Origin of the sequence: Haloarcula sp. CBA1115 (assembly GCF_000827835.1) — an archaeon.
GTDB lineage: Archaea > Halobacteriota > Halobacteria > Halobacteriales > Haloarculaceae > Haloarcula > Haloarcula hispanica.
In genome coordinates, this window is the sequence record NZ_CP010529.1 from 2,069,490 (window position 1) to 2,095,410 (window position 25,921).

At 65.2% G+C, this 25,921-nt stretch carries 25 protein-coding genes and 1 tRNA gene; 13 read left to right on the forward strand and 13 right to left on the reverse strand.

Features of this window, described 5'->3' with window-relative positions:
- Positions 1 to 34: 34 nt before the first annotated feature.
- The 5 genes from SG26_RS10320 to SG26_RS10340 form a co-directional block, all read right to left on the reverse strand.
- Positions 35 to 2,368, reverse strand: coding sequence for an STT3 domain-containing protein (locus SG26_RS10320; RefSeq protein ID WP_050037526.1), 2,334 nt, complete (start codon positions 2,366 to 2,368; stop codon positions 35 to 37).
- 48 nt (positions 2,369 to 2,416) lie between these two features.
- On the reverse strand, positions 2,417 to 3,412 hold the full coding sequence (locus tag SG26_RS10325) for an NAD(P)-dependent oxidoreductase (RefSeq protein ID WP_014039472.1): 996 nt from the start codon (positions 3,410 to 3,412) through the stop codon (positions 2,417 to 2,419).
- A complete protein-coding gene (locus tag SG26_RS10330; protein ID WP_050037527.1) occupies positions 3,405 to 4,337 on the reverse strand; it encodes an NAD(P)-dependent oxidoreductase in 933 nt (310 codons plus the stop codon). Before SG26_RS10330 ends, SG26_RS10325 begins: the two co-directional genes overlap by 8 nt.
- Before the next feature lie 2 nt (positions 4,338 to 4,339).
- Positions 4,340 to 5,512, reverse strand: coding sequence for an NAD-dependent epimerase/dehydratase family protein (locus tag SG26_RS10335; protein WP_050037528.1), 1,173 nt, complete (start codon positions 5,510 to 5,512; stop codon positions 4,340 to 4,342).
- Between the two features lie 123 nt (positions 5,513 to 5,635).
- Entirely contained in the window at positions 5,636 to 6,097 is a 462-nt protein-coding gene (locus SG26_RS10340) for a GDP-mannose mannosyl hydrolase (protein WP_014039475.1), read from the reverse strand.
- 96 nt (positions 6,098 to 6,193) lie between these two features.
- On the opposite strand from SG26_RS10340, the gene SG26_RS10345 reads away from it, so the two are divergent.
- Positions 6,194 to 6,266, forward strand: a tRNA-Pro gene (locus SG26_RS10345).
- A gap of 193 nt (positions 6,267 to 6,459) precedes the next feature.
- Here the strand turns inward: SG26_RS10345 and SG26_RS10350 are convergent.
- Positions 6,460 to 7,980, reverse strand: coding sequence for a hypothetical protein (locus tag SG26_RS10350; RefSeq protein ID WP_050037529.1), 1,521 nt, complete (start codon positions 7,978 to 7,980; stop codon positions 6,460 to 6,462).
- Between the two features lie 122 nt (positions 7,981 to 8,102).
- On the opposite strand from SG26_RS10350, the gene trmY reads away from it, so the two are divergent.
- Together trmY and SG26_RS10360 are read left to right on the forward strand one after the other, a co-directional pair.
- Positions 8,103 to 8,699, forward strand: a complete 597-nt coding sequence (gene trmY / locus SG26_RS10355; protein ID WP_050037530.1) for a tRNA (pseudouridine(54)-N(1))-methyltransferase TrmY — start codon at positions 8,103 to 8,105, stop codon at positions 8,697 to 8,699.
- Positions 8,700 to 8,826: 127 nt separating this feature from the next.
- Complete coding sequence (locus SG26_RS10360) at positions 8,827 to 10,923, forward strand: hypothetical protein (RefSeq protein ID WP_050037531.1); 2,097 nt, start codon at positions 8,827 to 8,829, stop codon at positions 10,921 to 10,923.
- Positions 10,924 to 10,938: 15 nt separating this feature from the next.
- Here SG26_RS10360 and SG26_RS21955 read toward each other — a convergent pair whose 3' ends face one another.
- Positions 10,939 to 11,064 carry a hypothetical protein gene (locus tag SG26_RS21955; protein WP_255355512.1) on the reverse strand — a complete coding sequence of 42 codons (126 nt, stop codon included), beginning with the start codon at positions 11,062 to 11,064 and terminating at the stop codon, positions 10,939 to 10,941.
- A 94-nt stretch (positions 11,065 to 11,158) separates the two neighbouring features.
- Here SG26_RS21955 and SG26_RS10365 point away from each other — a divergent pair, with 94 nt between their 5' ends.
- The 3 genes from SG26_RS10365 (at position 11,159) to tgtA (ending at position 13,590) form a co-directional block, all read left to right on the forward strand.
- Positions 11,159 to 11,704 (forward strand): NUDIX hydrolase, encoded by a 546-nt coding sequence (locus tag SG26_RS10365; RefSeq protein ID WP_050037532.1) that lies wholly within the window; start codon positions 11,159 to 11,161, stop codon positions 11,702 to 11,704.
- 44 nt (positions 11,705 to 11,748) lie between these two features.
- Positions 11,749 to 12,006: a hypothetical protein gene (locus SG26_RS10370; RefSeq protein WP_050037533.1), complete on the forward strand. Its 258-nt coding sequence runs from the start codon at positions 11,749 to 11,751 to the stop codon at positions 12,004 to 12,006.
- A 111-nt stretch (positions 12,007 to 12,117) separates the two neighbouring features.
- Positions 12,118 to 13,590 carry a tRNA guanosine(15) transglycosylase TgtA gene (tgtA, locus tag SG26_RS10375; RefSeq protein WP_014039481.1) on the forward strand — a complete coding sequence of 491 codons (1,473 nt, stop codon included), beginning with the start codon at positions 12,118 to 12,120 and terminating at the stop codon, positions 13,588 to 13,590.
- Between the two features lie 27 nt (positions 13,591 to 13,617).
- Here tgtA and SG26_RS10380 read toward each other — a convergent pair whose 3' ends face one another.
- Together SG26_RS10380 and SG26_RS10385 are read right to left on the reverse strand one after the other, a co-directional pair.
- Positions 13,618 to 14,493: an NAD(P)-dependent oxidoreductase gene (locus SG26_RS10380; RefSeq protein WP_014039482.1), complete on the reverse strand. Its 876-nt coding sequence runs from the start codon at positions 14,491 to 14,493 to the stop codon at positions 13,618 to 13,620.
- Between the two features lie 75 nt (positions 14,494 to 14,568).
- The gene (locus tag SG26_RS10385; protein ID WP_174878662.1) at positions 14,569 to 15,714 is read right to left on the reverse strand and encodes an alginate lyase family protein; all 1,146 of its coding nucleotides are present in this window, start codon (positions 15,712 to 15,714) and stop codon (positions 14,569 to 14,571) included.
- A gap of 372 nt (positions 15,715 to 16,086) precedes the next feature.
- Between SG26_RS10385 and arcS the strand changes: the two genes are divergently transcribed.
- The 3 genes from arcS (at position 16,087) to SG26_RS10400 (ending at position 19,459) form a co-directional block, all read left to right on the forward strand.
- Positions 16,087 to 17,874 carry an archaeosine synthase subunit alpha gene (gene arcS, locus SG26_RS10390; protein ID WP_014039484.1) on the forward strand — a complete coding sequence of 596 codons (1,788 nt, stop codon included), beginning with the start codon at positions 16,087 to 16,089 and terminating at the stop codon, positions 17,872 to 17,874.
- A gap of 62 nt (positions 17,875 to 17,936) precedes the next feature.
- The gene (locus tag SG26_RS10395; protein ID WP_014039485.1) at positions 17,937 to 18,344 is read left to right on the forward strand and encodes a VanZ family protein; all 408 of its coding nucleotides are present in this window, start codon (positions 17,937 to 17,939) and stop codon (positions 18,342 to 18,344) included.
- A gap of 38 nt (positions 18,345 to 18,382) precedes the next feature.
- Positions 18,383 to 19,459 carry an archaeosine biosynthesis radical SAM protein RaSEA gene (locus SG26_RS10400; RefSeq protein WP_014039486.1) on the forward strand — a complete coding sequence of 359 codons (1,077 nt, stop codon included), beginning with the start codon at positions 18,383 to 18,385 and terminating at the stop codon, positions 19,457 to 19,459.
- A 272-nt stretch (positions 19,460 to 19,731) separates the two neighbouring features.
- On the opposite strand, the gene SG26_RS10405 is transcribed toward SG26_RS10400, so the two are convergent.
- Positions 19,732 to 20,460: a TOBE domain-containing protein gene (locus SG26_RS10405; protein WP_050037534.1), complete on the reverse strand. Its 729-nt coding sequence runs from the start codon at positions 20,458 to 20,460 to the stop codon at positions 19,732 to 19,734.
- Between the two features lie 119 nt (positions 20,461 to 20,579).
- Here SG26_RS10405 and SG26_RS10410 point away from each other — a divergent pair, with 119 nt between their 5' ends.
- From SG26_RS10410 to SG26_RS10420, 3 genes are read left to right on the forward strand one after another with little or no spacing between them, the layout of a single operon-like run.
- Complete coding sequence (locus SG26_RS10410; RefSeq protein ID WP_014039488.1) at positions 20,580 to 21,623, forward strand: substrate-binding domain-containing protein; 1,044 nt, start codon at positions 20,580 to 20,582, stop codon at positions 21,621 to 21,623.
- 5 nt (positions 21,624 to 21,628) lie between these two features.
- Complete coding sequence (locus SG26_RS10415) at positions 21,629 to 22,333, forward strand: ABC transporter permease (RefSeq protein ID WP_014039489.1); 705 nt, start codon at positions 21,629 to 21,631, stop codon at positions 22,331 to 22,333.
- The gene (locus SG26_RS10420; RefSeq protein ID WP_050037535.1) at positions 22,330 to 23,145 is read left to right on the forward strand and encodes a phosphate ABC transporter ATP-binding protein; all 816 of its coding nucleotides are present in this window, start codon (positions 22,330 to 22,332) and stop codon (positions 23,143 to 23,145) included. Before SG26_RS10415 ends, SG26_RS10420 begins: the two co-directional genes overlap by 4 nt.
- A gap of 195 nt (positions 23,146 to 23,340) precedes the next feature.
- Here SG26_RS10420 and purQ read toward each other — a convergent pair whose 3' ends face one another.
- The 3 genes from purQ to SG26_RS10435 are packed head-to-tail and all read right to left on the reverse strand — an operon-like array spanning position 23,341 to position 24,772.
- A complete protein-coding gene (purQ, locus tag SG26_RS10425) occupies positions 23,341 to 24,018 on the reverse strand; it encodes a phosphoribosylformylglycinamidine synthase I (RefSeq protein ID WP_050037536.1) in 678 nt (225 codons plus the stop codon).
- Positions 24,019 to 24,073: 55 nt separating this feature from the next.
- A complete protein-coding gene (purS, locus tag SG26_RS10430) occupies positions 24,074 to 24,328 on the reverse strand; it encodes a phosphoribosylformylglycinamidine synthase subunit PurS (RefSeq protein WP_014039492.1) in 255 nt (84 codons plus the stop codon).
- A gap of 51 nt (positions 24,329 to 24,379) precedes the next feature.
- Complete coding sequence (locus SG26_RS10435) at positions 24,380 to 24,772, reverse strand: GAF domain-containing protein (protein ID WP_023843121.1); 393 nt, start codon at positions 24,770 to 24,772, stop codon at positions 24,380 to 24,382.
- Positions 24,773 to 24,917: 145 nt separating this feature from the next.
- Between SG26_RS10435 and SG26_RS10440 the strand changes: the two genes are divergently transcribed.
- A complete protein-coding gene (locus SG26_RS10440; protein ID WP_014039494.1) occupies positions 24,918 to 25,901 on the forward strand; it encodes a formyltetrahydrofolate deformylase in 984 nt (327 codons plus the stop codon).
- The last annotated feature ends 20 nt before the right edge of the window (positions 25,902 to 25,921 follow it).

Sequence of the window (25,921 nt, forward strand, 5' to 3'; positions counted from 1 at the left end):
CGCTTCAGAACCACAGCGTGTCTGTCTCCGAAAATCACTCGATAGTGACGTTGCCGCCGTCGTACACTGTCCGTTCTGTGACTTCGACAGTCGTTTCACTTCCGCTATCGGTCGTCACGGTGTACGTCCCGGGGTTTGCGACGGTAACAGTGAACTCACCGTTGCGGTCGGCTGTCGTCTGGCGCTCGTAGTCGACCTCTCTGTCCGAGACAGCGACTGTCGTTACGACCGAGACGGTCGAATTCGGGGCTGCAGTCCCCCGAATCTCCCCACCGGGAACGACCGCGAACGCCTTGTGGCTCCCGTCTTCGCTCGTGAAGAGCGGCCGGTAGCGGGCCAGTCCGTCCACATCTCCGTTCTGGCTTCCGAAGTGCTGGTGTAGTCGAGCGTACATCGTGCTCGGTTCCTCCAGTTCCATCTCTGTCGTTACGACGTATCCGACTCGACCGGAAATCCGATTGTGGGCCTCGTCGGGGTCCGTCGCTGCGAGAAACGGCCCGTACGTCTGGCGAGCGTAGCCGTAGCTCTGTGACTCGCCGTTGACGAAGTAGTTGTACATACGGTTCTGTCCCCAGCGGCTGAGGACGTAGTTTTCGGGGTATTCGAGCCCGCGATCGGCGGCGTCTGCCTCGATTGCAGTCGCCGCGTCGTATGTCCCGTCCTCGACGAGCACCTGACTCGTCTTCACCGGCACCTGCACCATCCCGAGGGCCCCGAACAACAGGAACAGTACGACCAGCGATGCAACTGCCCGGCTGTCGGGAACGAGTACGTCTCGAAGGTCGCTGTCGCCAGTCGTCAGCACCGGTCGGGCGAGATCGACCCACGAGGCGGCCCAGACGAACGCGAGGCCGGCGAACAGCGCGAGAAACGGGGCCAGTTCCCCGACGAAGCGGACCTGAATCACGGAAAGAGCTAGCAGTACCCAGGCATAGCTACTGGCCACGAGCCAGCCGCTCCGGTCGTTCCGAGCGAGGTCGATGCCCCACACCATCGCCGGGAGTGCCAGGAACAGTGTCAGGCCGAGCAGGAACAGGAAGCCGAAGGCGTCTGCGCTGAACAGTCCGTACGTCTCGGCGATCGCGTCGGACCGAAACAGCGTATCGAGCCGCCTGTCGAACGTGGCCCACTGTTCTGTGAAGCCGAAACGAAAGACGAGGATGGTGACGATGCCAAGCCCGAGATCGACCACAGCCAGTTGTCTGGCAGTGCCACCGAATCGTCTGGCCGCTTCTGCTGTCGCGATGACGACGACAGTGCCCAGCGTCAGCAGTGCTGGCGTGCTAGCGACGAGCGCAGTCTGCCAGCCGGTGACAGTATGAACACTCCAGGCGAGTATCGCGCCGAGGCTAACGCCGGCAAGGACCGGCGCGTTCCTGACCAGTGCCGACCGGTCGTTTGAGCCATCCAGCAGTGTCTGTCCAAGCACCACCAGACAGACCGGCAGGACAAGCAATGGCCCGGCTTCCCACGCAAGTACCTGTCCGGCAATCCCGACACCGATACCGACCGCGGCGATCCACGGCTGTGGTCGACAAAGCGACGTTCGGTTCGTGGCCGTCGTTAGCGCGACCACGAGTGCAAGCGCGGTGAGTCCCAGCCAGGGATAGTCGAAGGCGTGGTGATCTGCGAAACCCAGGCTCGTCCGAAAGGCGTGGCCGGGAATAAATGCCAGGAAGAGGACCGATGCGAGACCGACACGCCGATCGCTGGACACCCGCACCGCGAGTAGATAGAGCAGGACGCCCGTGACGAGTGCCGACACGACCGGATACCAGGCGAGAACGTGGCCAATAACTGCTTTGCTCCCGCCGAAGAGGCTGGCGACCCACCAGAGCGTCGCGATCGTGAGTGGCTCCCCGTTGGTTACTACATCCGGAATCACGGAGAGCGCTCCGAAATCGGCCGCGCCGCCGGCGTTGGCCGCGACCTGTTCGACGTGATACCTGTAGTAATACGGATCGTTACTCGACAAGACGATGTCGTCGCCGCGGTAGATCGACCCGATGACGTACGTTCGGGCGACAAACACGACCGCTAGAGCAGCGACGAGCAGGCCAGTTGCTCGCGCGTCGAAATCAAACCGCAGCGCGTCACCGAGAGCCGTCCCGCTCTCGCTGTCGCTGCCGACCCCGGATTTGCCGTCGAGTGCGGCCCGCACGGCGTCGGGATCAGCGACGCGGTACTCGTCACCGTCTTTCTCGACGATGCCCGCGGAGACGAGTTCACCGAACTGGCCCGAATCGATGGGAATGTCGTCAAACGTCCAGCCGTCCTGTTCGTCGTCGACGGCCAGAACCGCCGCTGTCGCGTCTCGTAGCTCGGGCCGGTCATCGAGTACCGCTCCCGCCCCGGGCGTATCGCTCATGTATCTTCTCTTTCCGGTCTGGCGAATAAATCCATCGGGACTCGCCGTCTACGTGTTTGCCGACTCTAGCGCCGCTCGAATCGCCGATTCTACGTCGTGTTCCGGCGTCCAGCCCAGTACGTCCGTCGTTCGGCCGGTGTCGACCGGGAACGAATCGACGAGCGTCTCGTCGTCGCCACGCGGGTTCTCGACCAGTTCCACGTCGGCATCAATGTCGGCGGCCGAGGCGGCGATATCCTCGACGAGTTTGGCGACGGTGTGAACGCCCGGGTCTTCGTCGCTGGCGATCTCGTATTTCTCGACGCCGGTCTCGCCGCGGTCCAGTTGCTCCAGTAGCCGTTCGCAACTGTCGACGTACGCCCGGGCCACGTCCTTGACGTGAATGAAGTTCCGGGACTGCGTCCCTGGCTCGTAGACGGTCAGCGTCTCGCCGGCGAGCGCGCGGTTCACGAAGAAGTTGATGACAGTCCCCTTTGAGACGGTTTGACCGTCTATCTCGTGACTGCCGTAGAGGTTCGAGATCATGAACTGGTGGGCCGGGAACGTGCCGTCGGCGTACGTCTCGATGTCACGCTCGTTGAGCAGTTTCGTCCGCCCGTACCAGTTCAGCGGGTCTCGGGGGTGGTCGACTGTAATCGGGAACTCCTGTGGGTCGCCGATGACGGCCATCGAGAACGGGAAAATCAGCGCTGCGCCAGTCTTCCGACAGAACCAGGCGACGTTGTCGGTTCCCTGGACGTTGACCTCGTAGGCAAGGTCCTGTTTCTCCTCACAGTCGTCAACTCCCGACACCGCGGCGAGGTGCATCACAACGTCGGCCCCGTCTAGCGCCGCCTCCAGACGGTCTCGGTTCCGGATGTCGACGTGTTCGATGTCGACATCGCCGACTGACCGCACGGTACCGCGATAGAAGTTGTCGATGGCAGTTATCTCCCAGTCGGGGTGGGCCTGCTGTAGCTCGTAGATGACGCGGCTGCCGATGTAGCCCGCACCGCCGGTGACGGCGATGTGAGGTGTGTTGTCTGTGGGTTCTGTCTCAGGCATTGGTGGTGAATTTCTCCGCGAGGTCGCGGACGCCCTCGCGGAGCGTCCACGATGGTTCGAAGCCGGTCCCGCTCAGTCGGTCGAAGTTGACGTGATACGACGGACCGGGATGCTCGTCTTCGAGGTAGGTCACGTCGACTGGAGCGACCTCGTCCGCGACGATGTCTGCAATCTCCGAAATCTGGTAATTCGATTCCATCGACCCGACGTTGTACACCGGTTCGTCCCAGGACTTGGGATCGCACACCGCCTCCGCGTAGGCGCGGGCAGCGTCCTGAACGTGGATGAACGGCCGCCAGTTCGAGCCGTCGCCGTAGACAGTGAGCGGGCGGTCGGTGAGCGCGCGGAACACGAAGTAGTTCACGACGAGGTTGAACCGGATGCCCGGCGAGTGGCCGAAGTTGGTAGCCATTCGCAGGGCGGTGCCAGTCATATCGAACTCCTCGCAGTACTCCTGCAGTAGCGTCTCGGACTGCAGTTTCGTCTCTGCGTAAGGGTTGATGGGATCCGGGTCGACCGTCTCGTCGATGTCGGTGCTGGTCGCGCGGCCGTAGACGTTACACGAAGAGGCGAAGACGACGTGGTCGACGCCGAGTTTGCCGGCCGCGGTCAGGACGTTCTCGGTGCCGTCGTAGTTGATGGCGAACGTCTCGTCGCGGCGTTCGTGGGTGCTCGATGCGCCCGTGATAGCCGCGAGGTGGATGACGCGGTCGACGCCGCGCATGGCGCTCTCCACGTCGCCGTACTCGCGGATATCGCCACGGCGGAACGCGAGGCCGTCGCCGAGCGTCCCCAGCAGCGCCCGCGGCGACCCCGAGGACAGGTCGTCGAAGACGACGATGTCGTCGACGCGGTCGTCCTCTCGGAGCAGTGGAATCAGCGCGCTGCCGATGTAGCCACAGGCCCCGGTGACCAGCACGTCCATCGTCAGTCCTCGCTCAGGACGCCCGGCAGGAACCGGTCCTCGTGGGCTTCGATGGTGTCGGCGTACCGCGTCAGCGTCTCGAAGATGTCGCCGACGCCGTCCTCGAAGGACTGGGACTGGCCGCCGATGAGGTCGTCGTAGCGGTCGTTCTCGATCTCCATCTTGTGGGTCTCGTCCTCGTCGCGGGGGTTCTCGAAGTGCTCGACGTCGACGTCGAGGTCGTACTCGCCGCCCACGTCGGCAATCGTCTCGGCGATTTCGACGATGCTGATGGCGCGCGTGACCTGATTGTACACCGTCAGTCCGTCAGGACGTTCGTCAGGGTCGGTCAGCGCCACTTCAGCCAGCCCTTCGACGGCGTCCTCTAGCGAGATGAACGGCTTGCGCTGTTCGCCCTTGCCGTAGACGGTGACGGGGTAGCCCGCGACGGCCTGCGCACAGAAGCGGTGCGTGACCGTGCCGAAGTAGTAATCGAAGTCGAAGCGGGTCTTGAGCCGGTCGTCCTCGCGGGTCTCCTCGGTCTCTGTCCCGTAGACGATGGCCGTGCGAACGTCCGAAATCGGGATGTCGAACTGCGTGTGGGCCAGGCGCATGTTCTGTGCGTCGAAGCCCTTCGTCGCGTGGTACCAGCTCCCGCCCATGTTGGGGAACGGCACGTCGTCGCGCTCGCTCTGGTTCTCCATCGCCGCACCGCCCTCCGGAATCGGGAACTCCGGCGCGCCGTAGACGCCCGTCGTCGTCGTCTCGACGAAGTGGGTGTCAGTGAGGTCGTGTTCCTCGAGCCCCCACAGGAGGTTCCGCGTCGCCTGGAGGTTGTTGTGCTGGGTGTAGTTCGCCCGCTCGCCGTTGATCTGGGAGTACGGCGCGGAGGGCTGGGCGGCGGTGTGGACGACGACCTCGGGTTCGTGGACCGTCAGCAGTTCGTCGACGAAGGACTTCTCGGCGAGGTCGCCCTCGACGAAGGAGAGGTTCGTCAGCCCGTGGACCTCGCGAGCCGCGTCGAGGCGTTCGTCGATACTGGCGACCGGTGTCGCGCTCGTCGCGCCGACGTCCTCGACCCACTCTCTTCGGGCGAAGTTGTCGACAAGCAGCACTCGGTCGTCCGTTCGGTCCGCGATTCGCAGTGCGGCCGGCCACCCGACGTAGCCGTCGCCGCCAGTGATGAGGATGGTCATAGTTACTCAGTTAGTGAGTAACTGCGACGCGTAATCAATCTTCTGTTCAGTTGCCTGCTAGTCTCGTACAGCCTGACTACTCATGAAACACGTATTCGTCCTCAAAACAGCACTGTTCACCCGCTACTGGGTGATATCGAACTGCTCGAAGTATTCCGTGACGTACTGGTTCGCGTCTGCCGGAACCTCTGTGACGATGCGATACGAGTCGTGCTGGTCGTCGAGTGCTATTTCGGCCCCGTTGTCGGGGACGGCTCGATACACAATTGGTACCGTGTGCCGGGAGTCGACGCCATCAACTGAAGAAACGTCCCAGAAGTGTTCGCTGACACCGAGCTGTTCCGTCGCAACCGATGTGAGGCCAAGCTCCTCTCGGGCGATGCGCGCCGCCGCGTCGTCCAGTCGCTCCCCCTTGCAGAGGCGACTCCCCGGCCAGAACCACTCGCCTTTGGCTGGCTCGTTCTGACGTCGTGTGAGTACGATTCCGTCCTCGTACTCGACGACGAGGTCGACACAGGGCTGGGGCATGTTGTCGAGACAGGTGGCGAACGTCTCCGTCGGAATGCGTTCGTCGTGGCGGTCCATACCTCCCGCTTGCGGGCCGCCGGTGAAACCGCTCCGCTTCTCGCTGTTTCGCAACCGTTAAAACTGCCCCTGTCTTCTATCCGATTGCTATCGCACGGGCCGGTGGGGTAGCCTGGTATCCTTCGGCCTTCGGGTGGCCGTAACCGCGATTCGAATTCGCGCCGGCCCATTTCTATCGCAACGCAATCACGAGGAGCGACAGCGACGAGTGTCCGTTGTGAGGAAATGGCTCCGAGAATTCGAGCAGGGAAGTCGCAGCGCGAACGAAATGAGCGACCGTCTTCCCGTGTTCGACATTCGCGCCGGCCCCATTTTTCGACTTCCTACTGAGGAGCAACAGAACCGTCTCTCCGCATCGACTGTCACCCACCGCTCTGGCCCCGGGTGACTTCGTACGCCTGCCCGCGGAACCGGAACCGCCGACGACTTGTATCGTACCCGAGTACGCCGTCCACAGCATGCTCGTCGGTTTCGACGACGACGCGGCTCACATCGTCGGTCAGGAACGGGATGGCGTTGCGAAGCCCGCCGTCGGACATAGCGAACCGACCGTGTGCCATCACCTGTTCGGCAATGACCCGCTCGCTCGCGTTGTCAGTGCGAGTCAGCGTGAACGTCGCGTCGGCCGGCCGTTCGCCGTCGCCGTGGCGGTCGGTCGTCACCCTAACGGTATCGCCGTCGCGCGCCGTCGGCACGCCGTCAGTCGGGGTCACTGCAGCACGGTCACCGACTAGCGCAACCAGAGCAGCACTCTCGTTCGTCGCGTGGCCGTAGCCAGCAACGATGGCGTACTCGCCGCCGCCGAGATAGCCCTGTGTGAGACCATCACAATGGCAGTCGCCGGTACCACAACCGACAGCTGGTCCGTTAAACGCCCGGAGGCCCCACTGCTCCTGACTGCCCGGTTTTAGGAGCCGACAGTCGGCGGTGTGGGCTGCTGGTGCGACGTGAAACCACTCGCCGTCGACGAGCTTGTAGAGGTCCCAGTGGCCGCATTGCAGTCGCTCGTGGCTGTTGTTGACCATCTCGAAGCCGACTTGCGTATCTAGTTCCGCGCGTTCGGTACTGGGCCGAACAAAGGCTGGGGTCGTCCTGTCGGCGTCGTGGAACCACTGGACGTCGCCGTCGCCGGGAAGCGCCGGAAGCGAGCGGCCGGCGAACCGGGAATCGGTTTCCGGACCGGGACTTCGCGTGTCCCAGACGGAGACCGAGAGGGACCCGGCCTGACCGCGGAACTCGTAGGTGCCGGTCGGCCGCCCGGACTGGCCCGGTTCGCCGACGAGGGCGTACTCCAGCTTGACCCGTTCACCGGGATTTAGCCGGTACGTCTCTGGCATCCACGGGCCGACGTCGTCGACGCGCCAGTATCCCTCGTCTGTTCGGCCGAGTGAGGGCACTTCGTCGGCGAGGTCGTTGTTGTCCGTGGGTGCGAGATGGAGGCGCGCTTCGTGGTCGTAGCCGCTGGGTTGGCGGCTGTGTGTCTGTCCGACTCCTGGAATCCACTTGACCCTGAACGTGTTCTCGAACTCGTTGCTGTTCTGGAGCCAGCCCCGAAGCGTGGCCGGATGGTCGTCGGTCGCCGTCTGGTCGAACCAGAGCCCGACTCGCGCCCTGTCGACGGTGTGGAGCCCTGGCGAACTGAGGGCGTAGGTTCGCGGCCCGGTTTCCAGTTCGATGACGGTCGTCGGATTCTCGGGTCGGGGCGGGTCTCCGCTATCTGTCGGCGTCTCTGTCCCGCTGTCGTTCGCGTCGGTTGGTGACTGTGTCGGGCGTGGTGCGGGCGTTACGTCTGCGGTCTCGTCTGAGCCGAGGGTGCCGAACGAACAGCCGGCGAGTCCGGCCAGCACACCCGGGACCGACGCGAGGAGGGCACGTCTGCGCATAGTCCGCGATTCGTCGCACCCGGTAAACCCTTTCTGGACGCTCAGACGGCGTTTGTAGCGTCTTTCGTATCGGTACTGACAGCAGTCGACGGACGTAAATCGCCGTGGAGTGACGACTCAGTATGCGCCAGTTCGTCATCATCGGCCACGACGCCCCGACGACGCCGGAGTTCTCTCTCGACGACCTGGCCGGCGCGGCCGGCCGGCTCGACGTGCTCTGTCGGTGTGTCACCAGCGCGTTCTTCCTGAGCCACGCCATCCGTGAGGACGTGCGGGTCCACCTGGTTCTGGCGGACGAATACACCGTCACGTTTGCGGGGAGTGACCTCCGGCGGCTGAACCCGGACGAGCGGTCCACGGCGGCGCTGATCCGCAAGGCGCTGGAAGAGCGTGAGGAAGCTATCGGCCACATCCCAGTCGAAACCTCGCCGGGCGTGTCGCTCACGCGACGGGGGTTCGAGGGGACGCTCGACGACGCGGCTCGCCGTGGAACCGTCGTCCAGTTGCACGAGGACGGCGACCCCATCGTCGACGTTGCACCGCCGTCGGACCCGGTGTTCGTCCTCTCGGACCATCACGACTTCCGGGACGAGGAAGCGACGCTGCTGGCCGACCGCGCGGACGAGCGCGTCTCGCTCGGGCCGAAGGCCCTCCACGCTGACCACTCGATCACGGTCGCGCACAACTACCTCGATACGGACGGGTTCGAGCAGTACTGACGGGGCACACTGGGTGACTGCCAGAAGGGTTTTGCTCCGCGGTTCGCTGAATAGTGTATGGATTATTGGGCTCGGAGACAGCGGCCGGTTGCGCTGTCGGACGACGCATCGACGCGACGAGGTATCGATGACTGACCGGGGCGCGCTGTCCCGCCGTGCGGTTCTGCAGACGGTCGCCGGAGCCGGCCTCGCGTCCGTCGCCGGCTGTTCGGCGTTCGAAGGCGGGAGCGACGACGCGGCCTCGACAGTCGAGGGCGAACGGGCCGAAGAACTCGCGCGCCGGTTCGCGCCGACGCTGTACTTCGATCAGGCGGAGCCGTGGTTCCCGACGGACCCGCGTCCGTACACCAGCGAACAGGACGGGGAAACCGTCGTCGACGGGTTCGACGCGTTCAACGGGTATCACGAGCGGATGACTGACGGGGAGCCGCCGGACCCGACGGCGTTCTACAACGTTGTCGAGTACGAGCGCTCGCCACTGGCTGTCGTCCAGTTCTGGTTCTACTCGGCGTTCGACCAGTTCACGACGAACTTCCACTGGCACGACTGGGAGGTCCTGCATGTGTTCGTCGACACGGGGACGGGCGACCCGCAACTGTACGTCGCCAGCTCGCACTCCCGGAAGGTACCCAACAACGAGTTCCTCGACCCCGACCCGGAGATGGTCCCACGCATCCTCTCGGAACTGGGGTCACACTCTAGCGCGCTGTCGGTCAACGACGCTCGCGACCGGTTCACCCGGCTGCCGGAGGGTGACCGGTTCGCGGACATCACGAACAGCGCCGTCGAAACCATCGAAGACCTCGCGGAGATCCCCGTCGCTTACGGGCTCCCGCGCGACGAGGGGTCCCGGCTCCCCTACCTCGTTCCGGAGTACGAGGGCGCGCCGCTGTACGAACACGAGCGGCTCCCGTCGGTCAGCCGCGAGGACCTCATTTCGGAGTCGCTCACGATCCGTTCGTTCGACAGTCTCACCCAACCACCGACGGACCTGCCGACGCGGGAGACGGGGCTCGTCTTCCAGCACACTGACCGCGGCGAGGCCGACCCGGACATCGAGTACGATCTCGTGCCGAGCAGCGAACTGGAGCACATCGCCGATTTCACCGGCCCGCAGTTGAGCTTCGAGTTCGCCGTCCCCCAGTTCGCCGAGGACGTCGTCTCGGGCCACATCACGACGACGGGCGCACCCTGGAACCAGCCGCGATACGAGAACCCCGCCGCGGACATCTCCGAGCCCAACCACCGGGCGGCGCTGGCTGAACGATACGACGCCATCGGGGCACCGGCGGAGATACGGACCGTCGTTGCCAGCCTCTCGGAAGCCGTCTCGAACGACGACGCACCGGAAGACGAGGGACTGACGACCGAGGACACTGCCGTCGAGTCCGTCGCCCTGCTAGAGAGCGACCCCGAGGCCGTCCCGACGTTCGCGGGGCTGGCCGTGGTCCAGGACGTGCCCGAAGGCGACCACCGGTTCACCGTCAACGGGGCCGGCGTCGCACCACACAGCGAGACGGTGTCGGTCCACGACTCGGAGTCGGCTGACGGGCCGACGCGAGCCGGAGTCGATGGAGAACTCCCCCTGGTCGCCCGCGAGAACGCGACCCGCCTCGAAGTCGATCCGTCGGGAGCCGACAGCGACCTCACCGACTTGGCCGTCGAGGACGACTTCGCGGGCCGGCTGTACGACGCCCCGCTCTCGGAGCCCGATGCCGTCTACGTCCACGGCGGCGGCGCGTACACGACGGAAGTCCGGGATAGCGACGACGAGATCGGTGCGTTCCGCGTCAACCCGGACCCCGAAGCCGAGACTGCCGCAACAATCGACGAACCCCGAACTGGAAAGGCGTCGCTGGCGTCGTTCCTCGCCGATATTGCCGAGGAGACGCGGCAGGCGGTCGCCGACCAGGTGGACGACGATGACGGGACAGAGAACGGAAACAGCGGCAGCGGTGGCTCCGAGAACGCTATCCAGGGCCTCGAACGGTCACTCGCCGCTGTCGTCGAGGCCGCCAAGCGGGCGACGGAACGCGCCGAGGCCGGTGACCGCGGGAACGCTGACAAACAACTCCAGGCCGTCGCCGACCGACTCCAGCGCGTCGCGACCAGAATCGAGGACGCCAACGACGACCTTTCGGACCCGCTGTCGAATGCAGCCCGGCGGCGGCTCGACCAGGCCGAGCGGCGGACCGAGCAGGCGCAGGCCGCCGACAAACTGTAAGTTCTTCCCCTGCGCTCAGAGCCCGCCCCAGCGGGCTAGCGCGCCGGCGACGAGCACCAGTCCCCCGGCGATGAACGTTCCGGGGACCGGGAGGACGAACAACACGACACCGAGCAGGAGGCCGAACGTCGATATTCTCATTCCAACTACACATAGCACACCACGTCGTATCCGTCTGGTGCCTGTATATTCGTGGACCCGTGCCGGTTTTGCCAGTGGGGGCCACACTGCCGATATGGACGAGGAACTCACCTGGGAAACGCTCGGTGCCGAAACCGCCTACGCCTGTCCGGGATTCGATGTCGTCCGCGAGGACGTGCGCCTGCCCGACGGAACCGAGGAGGAGTTCGACTACGTGCAACACGGCGAGAGCGTCATCGTGCTCCCGTTTACCGCCGACGGCGACGTGGTCGTCATTGAGGAGTGGCGACAGCCGGTTCGACGGGTCAACCGCGGCCTGCCGGCCGGGACGATGGAGGACGGAGACGACGACCCGACCGTCGCCGCCGCCCGCGAACTCCACGAGGAGACGGGCTACGAGGCCGACACGCTCGACCATCTCTACACGGGCGAACCGGCCAACGGCAACACCGATTACGTATTCCACTACTACGTCGCACGCGGGTGTGCGGCCACGGCCGACCAGGACCTCGACCACAACGAATCGATCCGGGTCGACACTGCTGATTTCGACTCGCTAGTCCAGTCGGTGCGCGACGGGACGCTCCGTGACAGTCGGTCTGCCGTCGGTATCATGTACTATGCCCTGTTCGAGCGCTGAACTGACGACAGTTTGAAAACCTGCGGAGTGGTAACGTCTGACATATGGCCTCGATTGCACTCGGTGAACAGACGGAACGCCGGCTGGATAAACTGCGCGCGGCCGTCCGCCGTCGGACCGGCCGGCCGGTTTCGCGGGCGGAGTTGCTCGAACGGCTTGTCGAGGACGCGTACGGGTCCCGTGACGAGGTGGTCGATATGTTCCGGACGTCACAGGCGTACGTCGCCGACGAGGACTCCGGGACCGTCCACCGACCCGAACGGAAACTGGTTCCCGGCGGGGCGGACCGACCCGACGAATAGCGGCGCTGTGCCGGCCGGCGCGTCGCTCTGTCCACTGCTGCCCCCGATTTCGAACGGTTGCGCTCACGGGGGAACACAACCCTTAGGCGCGCTGACCGACGACGACGTGTAATGACGAATTTCGAGGTCCGCCAGTACGACGCCGCGGGCCGGCTGGGCGAGCTAACGGTGCCACGGGCCGGCGTCACCGTCGAGACGCCGACTATCCTTCCAGTGGTCAACCCACACGTCCAGACGGTCGCGCCGGCGACGCTGGCATCGGAGTTCGGCGCGGAGATCCTCATCACGAACAGCTACATCCTGCATGGCTCTGACGATCTCCGTGAGCCGGTGCTGGAGCAGGGCCTCCACGACTTGCTTGGGTTCGATGGGGCTATCATGACTGACTCGGGGTCCTTCCAGCTCGCCGAATACGGCGACATCGACGTGACTACCGAGGAGATTCTGGAGTTCCAGCACGAAATCGGCTCTGACATCGGGACGCCGGTAGATATCCCGACGCCGCCGGACGTGGACCGCGAGCGGGCGACCGAGGAACTCAACACGACCCAGAAGCGGCTCGAACACGCTGCCACCGTCGACACCGGCGAGATGCTCGTCAGCGCACCGGTTCAGGGTGCGACGTACCCGGACCTACGAGAGCGGGCCGCCGCAGACGCCGTCTCTACCGGACTGGACGTGTTTCCGCTGGGGGCCGTCGTCCCGTTGATGAACGAATACCGCTATGCCGATCTCGCCGACGTCGTCGCGGCCTGCAAGCGCGGGCTGGGGGAGGTCGGCCCGGTCCACCTGTTCGGTGCGGGCCACCCGATGATGTTTGCGATGGCAGCGGCGCTGGGCTGTGACCTGTTCGACTCGGCGGCGTATGCGCTGTACGCTCGCGACGACCGCTATCTCACGGTTCAGGGGACAGAACTGCTGTCCGAACTGACATACTTCCCGTGTCACTGCCCAGTCTGTACCGACCACACGCCGGCAGAACTCGACGCGATGGACGCCGACCAGCGCGAGGAGCTGCTCGCCAGACACAACCTGCATGTCACCTACGGCGAAATCCGGACGGTCAAGCAGGCGATCCGCTCGGGCAATCTCATGGAACTGGTCGACAGTCGCGCCCGCGGCCACCCGGCCATGCTCGACGGCTACCGCGCGCTGCTGGACCACGCTGAGCAACTCGAACGGACTGACCCCGTTTCGAAGGACGCTTTCTTCTACACCTCGAACGAAAGCGCTCGCCGGCCCGAGGTCCGCCGCCATCAGAACCGACTGGAGCGCCTCCCAGTCGAGGGCGACGAGGTGCTGCTGACCGAAGGCAGTTCCAGCGCACAGTACGACGAGACCTGGGGCGTCCGTCCCCCGTTTGGCCCGTATCCGCGCGAACTCGCCGACACATACCCCCTGACCGCGGAGGTCCCTGACCGGACCGACCGGGCGGCCTACGAGGCCGCAGCAGACGGTGTTCGGCGGCTGGTCGAACTCCATCCCGACGTGTCCTTCACGCTGGTCCACGACGACTGGCCGGCGACGGCGCTCGACCGTGTTCCCGACGGCGTCCGCCTGCGCGACTTGCACGCCCGCGACTGACGGCGCAGTTGTCTCGGCCGCTGCCGGTCAGACTGTCGGCACGGCCACGTTCTCGTCGGCCGCCTCGCGCCAGGAACGGGTCGGCTCCCAGCCCAGCAGTTCCGTGGCCTTGGCCGTCGAATACGCCGCAGCGTCTCCTTCGACCGTGCAATCGTCCGGGACAGTACCGTACTGCTCGCGCATGAGTTCGACCAGCGGCCGGCCCAGCGCGTTGTCGGGGCCGACGCAGTTGAACGCCTCGTGGCCCGAAACCTCGCCCGCGAGCGCGGCCTCAACGAGGTCGACCACGTCTCGCACGTCCACGTAGGACCAGTAGTTGCCTGCGCCGGCCGCGAGGTCGTTGACGTACCCCTCGTCCCGACAGGGGTACTCTCCGGGAATCTGTATCCAGGAGGGGCGAATCGACGCCACAGCGATGCCGTCCCGGCGGGCGATTGTCTTCCCGATTTCCTCGGTGACGACCTTCGAGAGCCCGTAGTCGTCCTCCGGCCTAAGCGCGTGCTGTTCCGTAATCGGGAGTTCGTCAGGAACCGGTGTCTCTTCGGCGAAAAAGAAGCCGTACGCGCCATCCGAGGAGCCCTGCACCACGTCAGCGCCGACGCGGCCGGCCGCCGAGAGCACGTTGTGTGCCGCCAGCGTGTTGTTCCGGAACAGGTCTACCCCCGGGTGGTTCCCGGCGACCGGAATCGCCGCCCAGTGGACCACTGCATCCGGGTCGATGGCGGTGAGCGCGTCGAACACGCCCCCGGCGTCCGTCAGGTCAAGCGCTCGGTACCCGACGGCCGGATGCCCCCCATCGTCGGGGAGGCGGCGGTCGAGCACTGTCACGTCATGCGGTCCGGCGAGGCGGTCGACGATCCAGCGCCCGGAACTCCCACGGCCGCCGGTTACGACAACATCCATACCTGCACTGTGGCTGCTGGCATCCAAAGCGTGGTGGTGTGGTTGCGTTTCCGTGACTGGTGTCCGATTGACTCGCTACAGGTCAAGCCGGAACCGCTCACCGTGCGTGAACGTCGTCCAGCCGAGGATGCGCTCGTCGCGATGCGGTCGGTCGGGGTTATCGATTGCCGCCTGCTGGGCCGAGACGTACGTCGGGACGTTCTTCACCGGCTGGCCGCTCTGTTTGAGCGTTTCCAGATAGGTGTCTTTCTCGTAGTACGAGTAGGCCACCTCGTACAGCGAGGACGCAGCCTCCTGCTTTCTGGCGGGGAAGCCGTCGTTGTTGACGAACCGATCAGGGGCTCCCTCGCCCATCGCTTCCCAGGCCTCCGGGTCAGCCACGTACGGTGCGTGGGCGTCAAGAATACGTTCGATGGCACCCCTGTCACCGTCGAACTTCTGGTACTCGTACAGTGTGGGGCCGCTGAGTTTGTCGGCGTAGAGTCGGCTGAGTTCCGCGGCGGTGACCAGTGCCTTCGCCGCGTACAGCGAGTACGCCAGACTCGACGCACGAATAATCTCGTTTTCCAGCAGGCCGTCCTCGCGGAGTTGGTTGAAGCCGGTCTCGCGGTTCCGTTGGATGGCATCACGGAAGCGATCCCAATCCCGGAGATACACTGACCCGGCGGCGTGGGTCATCTCCTGCCAGTTGAAGATGTTCTGTTGCCCCATCTCGGTCGGAATGTTATGACCGACATCGTCTAGGAACGTTCGGACCCACTCCTGCAGGTCGGCCTCCGTGCCGACGCCGTCGTCGGTCCACGCCTCGTGGCCGCGAACGAGTTCCGCGCCCCACCACATTTTCGGGAGCGTAATGAACTGCTCGATGCTGTTCGTTTTCACAGGGGCCATATAGGTCTCCGAGCTCAGGAACCAGTGGTCCAGCAGTTCGACGGCTTTCTCGGCGTATTGATCCGCACCGGTGTACTGGTAGGCGAGGCCAAGATCCCGTATTCTGTCCCCTGTCCTGATGGCGGCAACGTAGTCCTTGCGCGCTCCGGGGTCCTCGGGGCCTTTCGTTTTGAACTCGTGGCCGTCGCCGTTGTCCGTGACGCTCTCGGGATCCGCTGCCATCGCGTCGCGGACATCGTCCATGAAGGCTTCGTGGGCCCCTGTCCACGGGCTGTCTCCGTTCTCGACACGGGACTGTATTGCATCCAGTGTATCGAGATGGACGAACATTGCGGGCCCGCTTTCCACTGTTGACTCGGCGACCTGTTCCGTCGGTGTCGGCTCCGTCTCGTGTGACGCGGCCCTCGCGTCCGAGTCCCCTGAGGAGAGGCCGGTCGAACAGCCCGCCAGCGCTACGGCTGTCCCCGAGAGGGCGAGCAACACGTCTCGTCGTGTCTGTCGCTGCACGAACGGTCAGTCGTCCCCTATAGATTTAGTTAGGGCCCAGCTAATCAGCGGATAGCGACCTGTCCGCGATAATCATGGCCACATAACTGTCGACTGGGACGAAGTATGGAGCGTTTGAACGTACCTTCGGTCGCCACCGAGGCCGGTGCTGGTACAAAGGCAAGATAGTTGGTCGCGCGTGGCTGACGCCATTGCATGACCGACTACTTCGAGATCCACGAGCGCGACAGCGCCGCGCGAGTGGGTGAGTTACGCCTCGCCGACTCCGTGACGACGCCGGCGCTGGTCGACGACGTGGACACAGAAACGCCGGGCGACTGCCGGCACGTCCTCGACGACGCCGGAAGCCGCTGGCCCACCGAGCAAGACGCCCCCGATGGCGACGACTCGCTGCTCACTGTCCTGCCCCACCGCGGACTCCCCGCTGGCACGCCGGACGAAGTCGCCGAGGCCTTCGCCGTCGACTATCCCGACGTGTCGTTCCCGAGCGCGGCCGTCGTCTCGCCCGATACCGCGACCGACCACGGCAGTGACGCCTACGTACTCGCCGGCGCGCCCGGCTACGTCGGGCACGCGTCGGCGTTCGTCGACGCCGTCACGACCGTCCGGGAGGCTATCCCCGCCGACACCGCGCTCTACCTGCCTGGCGTCGCCACGCCGCGAAACGTCGCGACGCTCGTCTACGCCGGCGTGGACCTCGTGGACCCCGACCGCGCCGTCGTCCGCGGGACTGAGGGTCGGTATCTCACGACCGACGAGGCGTATTTCCTCGAAGACCTCGACGAACTCCCGTGTGCCTGTCCAGCCTGCCAGAAACCGCGTGAGCAGTTCGACCGCGAGGACTGCGTCGAACACAACGTCAACGCCCTCGCTGCGGAACTCCGCCGCGTCCGCCGCCGCATCCGTGACGGTAGGCTTCGGGACTACGTCGAGGGACAGGCCAGACAGGACAACTGGCTCACCGCGACGTTCCGGCAACTGGACCAGCGGTACAGCTACCTGGAGGAGCGCACGCCGCTCATCCGGCGGGCCGACCTCTCGGCAGCCAGTGACGACTCGCTGCGCCGCGTCGAAATCCAGCGCTTCGCCGAGCGCGTCACCGACCGCTACGTGCCGCGCTTCGACGACCGCCCGCTTGTGCTGGTCCCCTGCTCCGCGCGCAAACCCTACAGCGACTCCCAGAGCCACAAGCAGTACCACGACGCGATCAAGTGGCGCGCCCACGTCGTCTCGATGACCTCGCCCATCGGCGTCGTGCCCCAGGAACTCGAACTCACCTACCCCGCCCAGCACTACGACTCCGTGGTGACGGGCAACTGGACCGCCACCGAAATCGAGTTCGTCAGCCGCGTGCTTGAACGGTATTTAGAAGGCACCGACTACCCGAAAATTATTGCCCACGTACCCGGCGAAGGCTACCGCGACATCTGCGAGCGCGTGGCCGACTCGCTGGGCCGGGAGTTCACCTACACAGTCACCGACCACCCGACCACGGCGGATTCGCTGGGGAACCTCGCTGCCGAACTGGAAGGCTGGGACCGCTATCCGAAGCGGGAGCGCGAACACAACACCATCCGCGCCGTCGCGGACTACCAGTTCGGCGAGGGCGCGGGCGACGAACTGTTCGACGATCTGTCGACGCAGGGCCGGTATCCGCAACTGCGCGCCGACGACGCCGACGGCGAACAGCTGGCGGCGCTGGCCCAGCAGTACGGGGTCCTCTCGCTGACCACCGCCGGGGCGCGCCGCTGGGTCGAGAGTGACGTTCACACCAAAACGGTCGAAATCGAGCCGTTCGTCCCCCACGGTTCGGTGCTTGCACCGGGAATCACGGACGCAAGCGACGATATCCGCGTCGGTGACGACGTGGTGATTCAGGGCGACGCGGCCTTCGGTGTTGGCCGCGCCCAGATGAGCGGCCCGGAAATGCAGTCCTCGACGCGGGGCATCGCCGTCCAGATGCGCCATACCGAAGAGCAGTAGCACCACTGACCGACGCTGCATCTGACCGTCCGACTTATCTGCCGAACGGGAGAACCGCCAGTATGGACTGGTCGGGATCCCGCCGCTACCTGCCCGCTGTCGGGTTTTCGCTGTTATTACTCGTCACCTCGCTTCTCCCGGTTCCTGAAGGGGCGGGCGAGCAGGTCCCAGCACTCCTCGGTTTTAGGCTGGACAAGTGGGTTCACGCGGCGAGTTACGGGCTACTGGCGGCACTGCTCGCGTGGGGTCGACAGGCCCGCGATGTGACCACAGTTGTGGCACTCGTGACCGTCTCCGTCTGCTACGGGGCGGGAGTCGAACTGCTACAGGGGCTCGTCCCGTCACGCGGTGTGAGCGGTACTGACTTCGTGGCCAACGCTGTCGGGGCCGTTTTGGCCGGACTGGCGTGGCTCGTGGCCCACCGCTCCGGCGCACTTTCGGACCGAACCGACCCACGATCCCGGCAGTAACGAAGCGGCTTTACGCGCTCATCGGCTACCTCGCCGCAATGAGCAAGCCCAGTCCCGAAGTCTACGAGGAGGGCAAGGGCATGGACGCCCACAACTCCGTGATGCGTGACATCAGGTCGCGCAACGACTCGACCTACGACCCTCGTGAGCCGACCCGCGTGTGGCTCGACGAGGACAACACGCCGGACGGCGTCTACCAGAGCCTGACCATCATCCTGAACACCGGCGGCTGCCGGTGGGCGCGTGCCGGCGGCTGTACGATGTGTGGCTACGTCGCCGAAAGCGTCGAGGGCGGCAGCGTCGCCCACGAGGACCTCATGGCCCAGATCCAGCACTGTCTGGACCACGAGAGCGAGAACAGCGACGACAAAAGCGGCCTCATCAAGATCTACACCTCCGGGAGCTTCCTCGACGAGCGCGAGGTGCCGGCGGAGACGCGCCGGGCCATCGCCGAAACCTTCGCGGACCGCGAGCGTATCGTCGTCGAGTCGCTGCCGGACTTCGTCGACGAGGAGACAGTCGGCGACTTCGTCGATGTGGGCCTGGAGACGGACGTAGCCGTCGGCCTCGAGACCGCAACCGACCGCGTGCGCCACGACTGCGTCAACAAGTACTTCGACTTCGCCGACTTCGAGGAAGCCTCCGAGGCGGCGCAGGCGGCCGGCGCTGGCGTCAAGGCGTATCTGCTGATGAAACCGCCGTTCCTCTCGGAAGCCGAGGCCGTCGAGGACATGAAGCGGTCCGTACGGCGCTGTGCGGCCGTCGAGGGCTGTCACACTGTGTCGATGAACCCCTGTAACGTCCAGCGCTACACGATGGTCGAGGAACTGTACCACGACGGCGGCTACCGACCGCCGTGGCTCTGGTCGGTCGCCGACGTGCTGGAGGCGACCGCTGACGAGGATGTCATCGTCGTCTCAGACCCCGTCGGCCACGGCAGTGACCGTGGCCCGCACAACTGCGGCGAGTGTGACGACAAGGTCCAGCGCGCTATCAAAGACTTCGACCTCCGGCAGGACCCGTCGGTGTTCGAGCAGGTGAGTTGCGAGTGCGAGGCGACGTGGGACGCCGTCATCGAACGTGAGAAGAGTTACTCGCTTCCGCTCGCTCGATAGGCCCTTCGACCCGGAGAACCCGTGTGACGGCCTGCCGACCAACGTTTATCCGTCTTTCGCGCCTAAGACTGTTCGATATGACCCCGAACGGTGACCAGGACAGGCGCAGTTTCAATACACGCGGGACGGTCGCGGAATGTGACCTGTGTGGCGAACGGCGACAGTGTATCGACGACGATGGGATGGTTGCCTGTAGTGCCTGCCAGTCCGAGCTGCTGCCGTCTAACTGGGGTCTCTGAGGCGTCCCTTCGAAGTCACCGTGTTTCACTCGCTTACGACGACTCATCCGGCCCCGACTGTTCGATAGCGGGAATGACGCCGACGGTCGCGGTTGCCTTGAACGAGGCGACGAGTTCCGCGCCCGTGGTGATGTCGAGTTTGTCGAGGCTCGTATCGGTCACCACCGCCGACAGCGTCGTGTCCGGGTCGACTGCCAATGCGATCAGCGCGATAGAGGCACCTTCGTCGATACGCTCGACGGTGCCCGCAAACTGGTTCCGCGCGCTCGTTCCCGCCGGTTCGGGCGCAGCGGGCGGTGCGTTCAGCGTCACCGTGTCGGCGCGGATGCCGACTTCTACGGTGTCGCCGGCTTCGGCGTCGGTGTCGACGATGGCCCGGACCGTTCCCGGCGGCGTCTCGACGGTCGCCAGTTCGCCGTCGCGGTCCACGATGGTCCCTCGGAGGACCGTCTCCGCTGTCGTCGCCACGCCGTCGAACTCGGCTTGCAGGCGCTGAAAGCGGGCCAGCAGTTGCTCGGCGGTGTCCGTGAGCTCGCTGCCGCCGCCACCGCTGCCGCCGCGACTGCGGTCGACTAGCGGGCCGAAGGCGTCCTCCAGTTCGACGATTCGGCGCTGGGCGTGGGCGTAGGACCGGCCGAGCGCGTCAGCAGCGGCGTTCAGCGACCCGTGGGCGGCGACCGCCTGCAAGAGCGTCCGGTCGCGGGCAGTCAGCGCCACGTCGCCCTGCCCCAGTTGCACTTCGACGTCCGCGGTCGCGTCCATACCGCCACATGACCGTGCCGTCACAAAGGCGTTGCCGCGCGGAACCTATGAGCCCGCTGAGGCCAGTGTGACAGACATCACCATCAACAATTAAGAACCCTGCCGCCGTCGTTGTGTCCATGTCGATGCAACGCCGACGCTTCCTCGCATCACTTGGTGCCGCCTCCGTCGTCGGACTCGCTGGTTGCGCCGGCGAGAGCAACACCAGCGAATCAACGGCGGCACAGACAGACGGTGGAGGGAACGGACAGTCCGGTGGGTCGCAGACTGGCTCGGGCCAGATCGGTGACGGCGAACTGGTCCTTGCCACAACGACGAGTACCTACGACACGGGGCTTCTCGACGCACTCCATCCCGTGTTTGAGGAGAACTACGGCGTGACGATGAAGACCATCCCGAAGGGGACCGGCGCGAGTCTCCGGACGGCACGGGATGGCGACGCCGACGTGATCCTCGTCCACGCCCGCAACGCCGAGGACAAGTTCATGCAGGACGGCTTCGGCGTCAACCGCCGGGACGTGATGTTCAACGACTTCGTCATCGTCGGCCCGGAGGACGATCCGGCGGGCATCAACGGGATGGGTAGCGCCACCGAGGCGTTCACCACCATCGCCGAGAGCGAGTCGACGTTCGTCTCGCGGGGCGACGATTCCGGGACGAACAAGAAGGAACTCATCATCTGGGATGAGGCCGGCACGGACCCAAGCGGCGAGTGGTATCGCGCTGTCGGCAAGGGGATGGGCGATACACTTGTGCAGGCGAGCCAGACCGGTGCGTACACGCTCGCCGACCGCGGGACCTACCTCTCGATGCAAACAGAAATCGACCTCGTGATTCACGTTCAGGGACCATTGAAGGACGGCCCGGTCATCCTCAAGAACCCCTACGGCGTGATGGCGGTCAATCCCGCGAAATACGACGACGTGAACTACGAGGCGGCGATGGCCTACATCGGCTTCCTGACGAGCCCGACCGGCCAGTCGATGATCGCCGACTACACCGCCAACGGCTCGCAGTTGTTCTTCCCCAACGCCATCGCCGAGGAGCCGAACTTCGGCCAGTACGTCCCGCAGGGGTACACGGCACAGCAGGCCAGCAGCCTCTCACCGCGCGACAAGGAGTATCTCTACTGGGTCGACGAGCAGGTGCCGGCGGACTACTGACCCCGATGATTCCACTGCAAGCACAGCTCCCGGACGGCGGCTGGACGTACGTCGTGAGCATCGTCACCGTCTCGCTGTACGTCAGCTTGACTGCTGTCGGCCTGAGCACGCTGTTTAGCCTGCCCGTCGCGCTGGGTATCGGCTTCACCGATTTCCGCGGGAAGCGGTTGGTCACAGCCGTCGTCAACACCGGCATGGGGTTCCCGAGCGTCGTCGTCGGGCTAGTCGTCCTCATCCTTCTGTCAAACAGCGGCCCGCTGGGGAGCCTCGACCTCGCGTTCACCCCGCGGGCGATGATACTCTCCCAGTTCATCCTCGCGACGCCGGTCCTGCTGAGCGTCAGCCTCTCGGCGGTCGAGGGCGTCGACCAGTCGGTCCGCGACGCGGCCTACGCGATGGGCGGAACCAGAGTCGACGTTGGGCTGGCGGTCATCAAGGAGGCCCGTTTCGGCATCGTTACCGCCATTCTTGCCGGGTTCGGCCGGGCCATCAGCGAGGTCGGATCGATACTCATCGTCGGCGGCAACATCGTCTACAGCGACGGACAGTCCTACACTCGGACACTGACGACGGCGATAACAGTCGAGGCACGGCAGGGGCGCTACGAGGTCGGTCTGGTTCTCGGCGTAATACTCCTCGCGCTCGTGCTGGCCGTCAACGGACTGGGATCGTGGCTCAGGAATCAGGGCCGGGGTGAGCGCTCGGTATGACGCTCTCCGTGACCGAGGTAAATGCTGGGTTCGGCGGCTCGACCGTCTTCCAGAACGTCTCGCTGGCGGTCGAACCGGGGGAAGTCGTCACCGTCGTCGGTCCCTCCGGCACCGGCAAGACGACGCTGCTGCGCCTGCTTGCGACCTTTCGCCGACCCGACGATGGAACGGTCGCATGGGACGGCGACGATATCTGGGCGATGGCCGACGACGAACGATTGAGTATCCGCCGGCAGGTGAGTATGGTGTTTCAGGAGCCGAGCCTCTTCAACGCGCCCGTCCATCGGAACGTCTCCTACGGCCTGCGCGTCAGAGAACCCTGGCGAGCCCGAGTTCGCCGGAGTCTCGGCGAACTCGTCGGCTCGTCACGGCCCGCCGATACCGTTATGGCCGCGCTCGAAACGGTCGGACTTGCGGAATCGGTCGACCAGAACGCGCTCTCGCTGTCCGGCGGCGAGGCCCAGCGTGTCGCGTTCGCGCGGGCACTCGCCGTTGACCCGGCGGTCATGCTGCTGGACGAACCCACATCGAACCTCGACCCGTACAACACGGCGCTGCTGGAAAACGCTATCGAGCGGGCGCGGGACCGCGGCGTCGGCGTCGTCGTCGCCACCCACGACATGCACCAGGCGAAACGCATCTCGGACCACATGGCCTTCCTTCACGACGGCGAACTGGTCGAGACCGGCCCGCCCGAGCAGTTGTTCGAGGACCCAACCGACGCCCGGACGGCACGGTTCCTCGACGGCGAACTGCTCGTCGGTGACCGGGAAGGGTCGCGTGTACCGCAGCCGCCGGCAGCGGACCCATAACTGGCGATTTCACTTACACTCCGGTAAGCGTGCGCTTATACGGCTTGACCCACAAAGCTGGACTAGGGACCGCCGGACTATGTCACACGCTCCGCTGGTCCCTTCCCCTTTGAAACGATCTCCGTAGCGGTGCGACTACGCGTCCGGTTCAGATCTTCTGTGAAACCACCGCAATGAAAGCCGAAGCTGCCGGTGTTACTCGGCGAAGCCCGTGAGCACGCCCTGGCCATCGGTCCGGGCCAGGTCCGAAAGCGTCGCCCGCTCGGGATGGGGCATCATGACGGCGACGTGGTCGTCCTCACCGGTGACGCCGGCCACACTGTGTTTCGAGCCGTTCGGGTTCGCCTCGGGGGACACATTGCCGTCCTCGTCGCAGTACTTGAACAGGATACGGTCTTCGGCTTCGAGTTCGTCCAAGCGGTCGTCGGAGATTTCATAGCGACCCTCGCCGTGGGCGATGGGGAGTTCGACGACCTCGCCGTCCTCGTACTGGCTGGTCCAGGGCGTGTCGGCGTTCTCGACGCGCAGGTGGACGTGTTCACACTGGAACCGGGCGCTCTCGTTGGTCGTGAACGCGCCGGGGGTCAGCGACGACTCACAGCCGATCTGTGCGCCGTTACAGATGCCAAGCACTGGCGTGCCTTCGCTCGCTGCCTCACGAACTTCGGCCATGATGGGCGAGCGGGCGGCCATCGCACCGGCACGGAGGTAATCGCCGTAGGAGAAACCGCCGGGGAGGACGACGCCGTCGACATCCTCGGGGAGGCCGTCCTCGTGCCAGACGAGTTCAGCGTCGAAGCCGAGCGACTCCAGAGCCTGCACGGAGTCGCGGTCGCAGTTCGAGCCGCCGAACTGGATGACGGCGATGGTCACGCGGGCCCCCTCCGTGAGACAGTACTGACCATTGCCGTCAGTTTCGAGGCGATGGTCATTCTGCCTGTGCCACCTCGATGTCGTAGTCGTGGATGGTGGGGTTCGCCAGGAGCCGCTCGGCCATCTCCTCGGCGCGCTCGGCCGCGTCCTCGGCGCTGTCGGCGTCGAGGTCCAGCTCGAACACGTCCGCCGAGCGGAGGTCGTTCAGGTCGAAACCGAGGCGTTCTAGGGAGCGCTGTGTCGTCTCGGCTTCGGGGTCGAGGACGCCCCGCTTGAGCCGGACGGTGACGGTCGCGGTAAAGGCAGTCATTACTGGCAAGCGAGCGGGCAGCGGAGAAAACGCTTGTGTTCTCCCGGCAGGTCACGTCCCGGCGCTGACCGGCGTCCAGTCGGACGGCTGGTCGGTCAGCCCTTTGACCCGGATGTCGAGGTCGCCCGCGTCAGCGTGCAGATACCGGTGGGGACTCGCGTGTAGCCGCTGGCGTACGTCGAGATCGGTCCGAGTGTAGCGCCGCGGCTCGCCGTCGGTACAGTACACTGCGCCGATAGCCCGCCCCTCCTTGTCCGTGATTCGCACGCCGGCGTAAGACCTGCTGTCGAGCCGTTTCAGTGCGTCAACTTCGGCGAAGCGAGGGTCCTCGTGGGTGGCCTCGGCGACCATCGCCTCGCCCGAGAGAATCGTGTGGGTGCAGATGGAGTCCTCGCGGGAGCGCGTCGACCGTCTCCACACGCTCGTCGGAATCCGGCTGGGCACAGAGTACGGTCGGCGAATCACTCATCACGGCCATATATACACGGAGCGACACACAAAGCGTTGGTGTCCACGCTAGGTGGAAAACGAAGGCTTTTGCCGAGGGACTGCCGACTCTGGGTCAAATGAATCACGACGCTGTCCGGAGGTGGGAATCGTGACGCGCGGTCTGACCGAGATTACGGTCGTCGGCGAGGACGATACGGGCCTCATCGCCGAAGTGACCTCGCTCCTGTTCGAGCGCAGCATCAACATCGAGGACCTCGACCAGGCCGTTCGGGAGGGCGTCTTCCGGATGACCATGCGCGTCGACACGTCCGAGATGGTGACGACGGAGGAGAAGCTCCGCGAGGACCTCACCGAACTCGGCGACGAACTCGGCGTCGACGTGCAGGTCCGGTTCCCGTCCGACCGCGAGACCCAGACCATCGCCGTCCTCGTGACGAAGGAGTCCCACTGTCTAGAGGCGCTATTCGAGGCCTGGGCCAACGGCGACCTCGGGGCCGACATCGAGGTGGTCATCGGGAACCACGACGACCTCGAACCGCTGGCGGCCAAGTACGACGTCCCGTTCCACGACATCGGCGACGAGAAGGGGACGCCGGACGAGGACCAACTGCTCGACCTGCTCGCGCAGTACGACGCCGACCTCATCGCGCTGGCCCGGTATATGCGCATCCTCTCGCCGGACGTCGTCTTCCGCTACGAGAGCCGCATCATCAACGTCCACCCGAGCCTGCTGCCCGCCTTCCCCGGCGCGTCGGCGTACATGCAGGCCATCGAGGAGGGCGTCCGCATCGCCGGCGTCACCGCCCATTACGTGACGACGGACCTGGACCAAGGGCCGATCATCACCCAGCGCGCGTTCAACGTCCCCGACGACGCCACCGAAGAGGAACTCCAGCAGATCGGCCAGCCGCTGGAAGCCGAAGCGCTCATCGAGGCCATCAAACTCCACCTCAACGACGAGGTGAACGTCCACCGTGGCCGGACGAAGCTTCGGGACCCCGAGGAGACCTCGGCCCAACTCGGCGCACCGGAGAAACTCGACCAGCTGAACCCCGACCGTCCCATCGACGGCCTCGGCGAGTTCGTCGCCGAGGACGACGGTGAGATCGAGGCTGACGACTGAAAACGCGCTGTACTTTCAAA

Coding starts and splice junctions, on each gene's coding strand:
- SG26_RS10320 (WP_050037526.1), bottom strand. CDS start 2,368: ATGAGCGATACGCCCGGGGCGGGAGCGGTACTCGATGACCGGCCCGAG.
- SG26_RS10325 (WP_014039472.1), bottom strand. CDS start 3,412: ATGCCTGAGACAGAACCCACAGACAACACACCTCACATCGCCGTCACC.
- SG26_RS10330 (WP_050037527.1), bottom strand. CDS start 4,337: ATGGACGTGCTGGTCACCGGGGCCTGTGGCTACATCGGCAGCGCGCTG.
- SG26_RS10335 (WP_050037528.1), bottom strand. CDS start 5,512: ATGACCATCCTCATCACTGGCGGCGACGGCTACGTCGGGTGGCCGGCC.
- SG26_RS10340 (WP_014039475.1), bottom strand. CDS start 6,097: ATGGACCGCCACGACGAACGCATTCCGACGGAGACGTTCGCCACCTGT.
- SG26_RS10350 (WP_050037529.1), bottom strand. CDS start 7,980: ATGCGCAGACGTGCCCTCCTCGCGTCGGTCCCGGGTGTGCTGGCCGGA.
- trmY (WP_050037530.1), top strand. CDS start 8,103: ATGCGCCAGTTCGTCATCATCGGCCACGACGCCCCGACGACGCCGGAG.
- SG26_RS10360 (WP_050037531.1), top strand. CDS start 8,827: ATGACTGACCGGGGCGCGCTGTCCCGCCGTGCGGTTCTGCAGACGGTC.
- SG26_RS21955 (WP_255355512.1), bottom strand. CDS start 11,064: ATGAGAATATCGACGTTCGGCCTCCTGCTCGGTGTCGTGTTGTTCGTC.
- SG26_RS10365 (WP_050037532.1), top strand. CDS start 11,159: ATGGACGAGGAACTCACCTGGGAAACGCTCGGTGCCGAAACCGCCTAC.
- SG26_RS10370 (WP_050037533.1), top strand. CDS start 11,749: ATGGCCTCGATTGCACTCGGTGAACAGACGGAACGCCGGCTGGATAAA.
- tgtA (WP_014039481.1), top strand. CDS start 12,118: ATGACGAATTTCGAGGTCCGCCAGTACGACGCCGCGGGCCGGCTGGGC.
- SG26_RS10380 (WP_014039482.1), bottom strand. CDS start 14,493: ATGGATGTTGTCGTAACCGGCGGCCGTGGGAGTTCCGGGCGCTGGATC.
- SG26_RS10385 (WP_174878662.1), bottom strand. CDS start 15,714: ATGTTCGTCCATCTCGATACACTGGATGCAATACAGTCCCGTGTCGAG.
- arcS (WP_014039484.1), top strand. CDS start 16,087: ATGACCGACTACTTCGAGATCCACGAGCGCGACAGCGCCGCGCGAGTG.
- SG26_RS10395 (WP_014039485.1), top strand. CDS start 17,937: ATGGACTGGTCGGGATCCCGCCGCTACCTGCCCGCTGTCGGGTTTTCG.
- SG26_RS10400 (WP_014039486.1), top strand. CDS start 18,383: ATGAGCAAGCCCAGTCCCGAAGTCTACGAGGAGGGCAAGGGCATGGAC.
- SG26_RS10405 (WP_050037534.1), bottom strand. CDS start 20,460: ATGGACGCGACCGCGGACGTCGAAGTGCAACTGGGGCAGGGCGACGTG.
- SG26_RS10410 (WP_014039488.1), top strand. CDS start 20,580: ATGTCGATGCAACGCCGACGCTTCCTCGCATCACTTGGTGCCGCCTCC.
- SG26_RS10415 (WP_014039489.1), top strand. CDS start 21,629: ATGATTCCACTGCAAGCACAGCTCCCGGACGGCGGCTGGACGTACGTC.
- SG26_RS10420 (WP_050037535.1), top strand. CDS start 22,330: ATGACGCTCTCCGTGACCGAGGTAAATGCTGGGTTCGGCGGCTCGACC.
- purS (WP_014039492.1), bottom strand. CDS start 24,328: ATGACTGCCTTTACCGCGACCGTCACCGTCCGGCTCAAGCGGGGCGTC.